Raw genomic sequence first — 3,823 nt, 5'->3', positions numbered from 1 at the left:
TATCGGAGCTTTGAGGCGGCGCGTGTAAAGGCGGGTCTTGCTCTGCCAGTCAACAAGGACGTCAAAGGCTCGAAGGAGGGGGATAAGCTACTTCGATATCTCGACTGCGCCGTAATCCGGCATCTGCATGAGAACATCGAAGACGAGGTTCGCCAAGCCAAAGAGAGCGGCTCATTGCCTCTGATTCAGCCATTCGACACGGTCCGCGGGCTATTCGTAGAGGGCGAAAACGTTTATCCAGGTGGCGGGTTTTACGAAAAAACGCACACACAGATTGCAGTGCGATCGGAAACCAACATCATAGGCGTTTTCCGCCCTCGGAATCTCCTGACCGCCTAGGAGTCGTTCGACCCTTCTTAAGGATCTCCGACAAACGAAGTGCAAATGCGTCGTTCACCTGGCGCACGATTTCCTCCGTCGAGTCGCCCTCGATGTAGGAACGCAGGTCATCGTCTTCGGTCTGCGGCTGATTGATTGAGCGTCGGATTCGGTGATTGTCCATCTGTCAATTCCTCATCTTATGCGCTTAGGATCATATCGTGGATTGAGGGCTATATCGAAATAATGTTTACGGCGCACCCAGATGAAGCCCTCATTTTTCGTCAAAATGGCGACATCTATCGGGCCACCAACGGTTTCCAGGTCGTTTGAATAACGGCGCTTGCGCGATGTGAGTTCCACGAGAGAGTACGCCACTTCCCCGAGTTCCTTTTTGGACAGATGATTGACCACAGATAGGAGATCGTCGGAGTTCTTCTTTTTCAGGCGTTCGAGGCCAGCCTTGAACTCTTCCGCTGCCGCCGCTTTGACAAGCTCTGCTTTCCCGTTGCGGAATGCACGCTTATTTTGGTCAACTAGCTGGCCAACCATATCCAGGCAGATTTTCTCCATCGCGCCTTCGAACTCGCCATCGATACCCAACATGAAGCGCTCGGGCATATCCTGTTGAGCGAAAGGTACGATCGCTGCGGTCTCGCCGCGCCGGTCGATGTCGATCAGGTTGGTCGATAAAATTCGAAACTGACTGAAGTAAACACCATCAATCTCAACCGAGCAAAGGGTTGGAAATATTTCATCCGATCCGAATCCGGTGAAAACTAGGCCTGTGAAAGCACCCGATCTCTGCTCAGATTTGACAACCGCAAACATCATTTCGCACAACGCGTCCTCGATCTCCGCGGACATCTCGAGCTTTATCCCATTTGCAACGTCGATGACGGCAGCTCTGTATATTTTGTTGAACTCCTCAAGTGTTACCTTCCCGAGGAAGTCCTTTAGTGGCGATAGTTCAGCTTCGGACTTTCTCTTTTTGCACTGCCGTATGACGAAATCCGGAACTGACTCAATCGCCGACCGTTTGCGGCGCCCAATCGACGCAAAAACATGCGTCATGACTTTCGAGCGAATCTCCTTGACCTCCGCGAGAACCATCCCTCGAAAATGATCAAGTTCGTCTTCTTCGCTCCTCTTAAAGCCCAGGAGATATTTCTCAAACTCGGGCCAGACTTGAACCAGTTGCTTGAAGGTGTTGGACGTTAGCTTTTCACGATATTCTCTTATAATGATCTCAAACGGCGCATTCATGAATTGCGCATTGTTATAGATCATCAAAGCAATCGGCTGAAATCGCGAGAACTCAAATATCTTCTCCGCGGAATCGTAGGTCTTATGGCGTCGCCCGTCACTGAGCGTCACGACGCTATCGGCTGCGAGCGCGACAGCGGTGCGATTGAGAATCGCGATCTCGGCAGTCATGATGCTCTGGCAATGACGGATTGGCGCATAATCAGACCCTTGTTGTCAAGGTAACCATTGCGAATCTGCGCCACGCAGACAAGACCTGATTCGCAAGTACACACGGTTTTCAAAAGCTGTGTTATTGGCAACGCACCTTATACGCCCAAACGCGCGTGAACCTTGCGATCCCGCGGCCGTTGTGCCCTTCAGATCACCCCCCACGCCCGAAACCTCCCCCTCCCGGTCATCTCTCTCAACCCCAGCTCCAAAACAATCCGCCGCGCCGCCTGCGGCGTGACGTCGAGCGCCTTGGCCACCATCCCGGCCGACACCAGTGGCTTCGCCATCACCAGCTCGACCAGCTCCGGCAGTTTTGAAGACGTCCGGCGTCCGTCCAGCTTCTGCTCCATCATTTTTCGGGCGAGCGCCAGACGATCGTGCTCCTTCAGCCCGATCTCGGCGGCCGCCAAAAATCCGTGGGCGATGGCCAGCAGCCGGGTTTCCCGATCGCGATGCCTGCGCCGATCGACGGGAATGGTTTTCAGGCCGAGATTGATGGCGGCGAGGTGGGCGCCGGTGGTGACGCCGGCCTGGCGCAGGATCGACGCGACCAACAGCCGGCCGAGCCAGGGCGCGTGCTGGAGGACGGCAAGCGTTCCAGGCATCGAGGGCGACGATCGCCTGCAGCACCGCCGGCAAATTTTCCGCCTGTCGCAACACGCCACGCCATTCGTCGAGCCTGGAATCCTCGTCCCAGTCGAGGTCATAGACCAGTGGATCCCTTTCGGCGTCCCGGCTGCCGCCAGCGCGGCTAGGCCGTGTTGCATTCTCGATCGCCGCGTCCGATCGGGCGAGCATCGCGTCGATGGCGGCATAGTCAACGCCGGGAAGATTCTCGGCGTCGTCACCACCCTCCCTCTCCCCATCCGCATCAGCCGCGACCGCGACCGCGCGCCGGATGGCATCGGCGGTCGCCCCCTCGCCCGACGTGATCTCTGCGGTCTTTCGCAGCGTCTGAATGCCATCGGGCGACAGTGCCCAACCGGGTAGCTGTGTGGTGATACGCCGGCGGGTGCGCAGGACGTCGCGGGCGATTGTCAGCTCATGGGTGGGTGTGCGAATATCTCGCGTGGCATCATGCAGGACGATGTCCTCGAGATGCACCAGCTCGCCGTCGATCCACAGCGAGGCGCAGGCGTCGGTGAAGTGCGCGCGTTCAATCCAGCCTTCCTCGACTGGCGAACGGGTGATGCGCTCGTCCAGGCGCGATAATGCCGAACCCGCATCCGAAATCGGACGTAGCAGTAACCGGAGCAAATCTGGTGGCAGGAGGGATTCCTGTTTTCTGCAAATCATGAGATTCTTCTTTCATGACGAAGCGCCGCCTTCCCATGATCGAGCATGCCGACACGCTTTCGCTGAAGGCGCTGCGGGAGTTGGTGACTGGTCTGGTAGAGCGGGCTGATCGGGCAGACATCCGGATTGAGGCGCTCGGGGCCGAAAACCAAAAGCTTCGTGACGAAAACGCCCAGCTCAGGATCGAGAACACCCGGCTGAAGGTCGACAACCAGCTCCTTCGCGACGAGATTGCGCGGCTGAAGAACCTGCCGCCACGGCCACCCTTCAGGCCGTCGGGCATGGAACAGGCAACCAGTGACAAAGCGGTTGCTGGCAAAGAGAAGCCTGCGCGGCGACGCGGGCCGAAAGGCGACACGGGCAAGGTTACCGGCGAAGAGGTGCTGCCTGCCAGCGTTCCACCTGGATCGCGCTTCAAGGGCTACAAGGATTGCGTCGTGCGGGATCTGGTCATGCGGGTCGAGGTGGTGCGCTATCGCCGCGAATGCTGGGTGACACCGGACGGAGACACGATCATTGCGCCGCTGCCAGCAGGAACCCAAGGTGGCTTTGGGTCCAATCTGCGGCGCTTCTGCCTGATGCTTCACGCCCATGGGCAGGTCACGACGCAGCGATTGACGACCCTGCTCAACGATGTCGGTGTCGAGATTTCCAAACGCCAGGTCATCCGGTTTTTGACGGAGCGACTGGATGGCTTTCATGCCGAGGATGCCGCCGTGCTGCATGCTGG

At 57.7% G+C, this 3,823-nt stretch carries 2 protein-coding genes and 2 pseudogenes; 2 read left to right on the top strand and 2 right to left on the bottom strand.

All coding sequences use genetic code 11. The features are described from left to right. Window positions 1–339 (top strand): hypothetical protein (locus PDO_RS28780; RefSeq protein ID WP_007601770.1); only part of this gene is annotated, 339 nt, incomplete at its 5' end. Between the two features lie 174 nt (window positions 340–513). On the opposite strand, the gene PDO_RS10855 is transcribed toward PDO_RS28780, so the two are convergent. Both PDO_RS10855 and PDO_RS10850 read right to left on the bottom strand, forming a co-directional pair. Further along, window positions 514–1,755 carry a hypothetical protein gene (locus PDO_RS10855; RefSeq protein WP_007601766.1) on the bottom strand — a complete coding sequence of 414 codons (1,242 nt, stop codon included), beginning with the start codon at window positions 1,753–1,755 and terminating at the stop codon, window positions 514–516. 188 nt (window positions 1,756–1,943) lie between these two features. Then, a pseudogene (locus PDO_RS10850) lies at window positions 1,944–3,093 on the bottom strand (RHE_PE00001 family protein). Window positions 3,094–3,107: 14 nt separating this feature from the next. Here PDO_RS10850 and PDO_RS10845 point away from each other — a divergent pair. Then, window positions 3,108–3,823 (top strand): annotated as a pseudogene (locus tag PDO_RS10845) (cell division protein ZapB); the annotation flags it as partial.

The organism is Rhizobium sp. PDO1-076, from assembly GCF_000247475.1.
In the GTDB taxonomy this organism is placed as follows: domain Bacteria; phylum Pseudomonadota; class Alphaproteobacteria; order Rhizobiales; family Rhizobiaceae; genus Allorhizobium.
This window is presented reverse-complemented; position numbering and strand designations above follow the sequence as displayed.

Excerpts from the sequence above, each read along its gene's own strand:
- PDO_RS10855 (WP_007601766.1), bottom strand. The coding sequence starts at position 1,755 with ATGACTGCCGAGATCGCGATTCTCAATCGCACCGCTGTCGCGCTCGCA.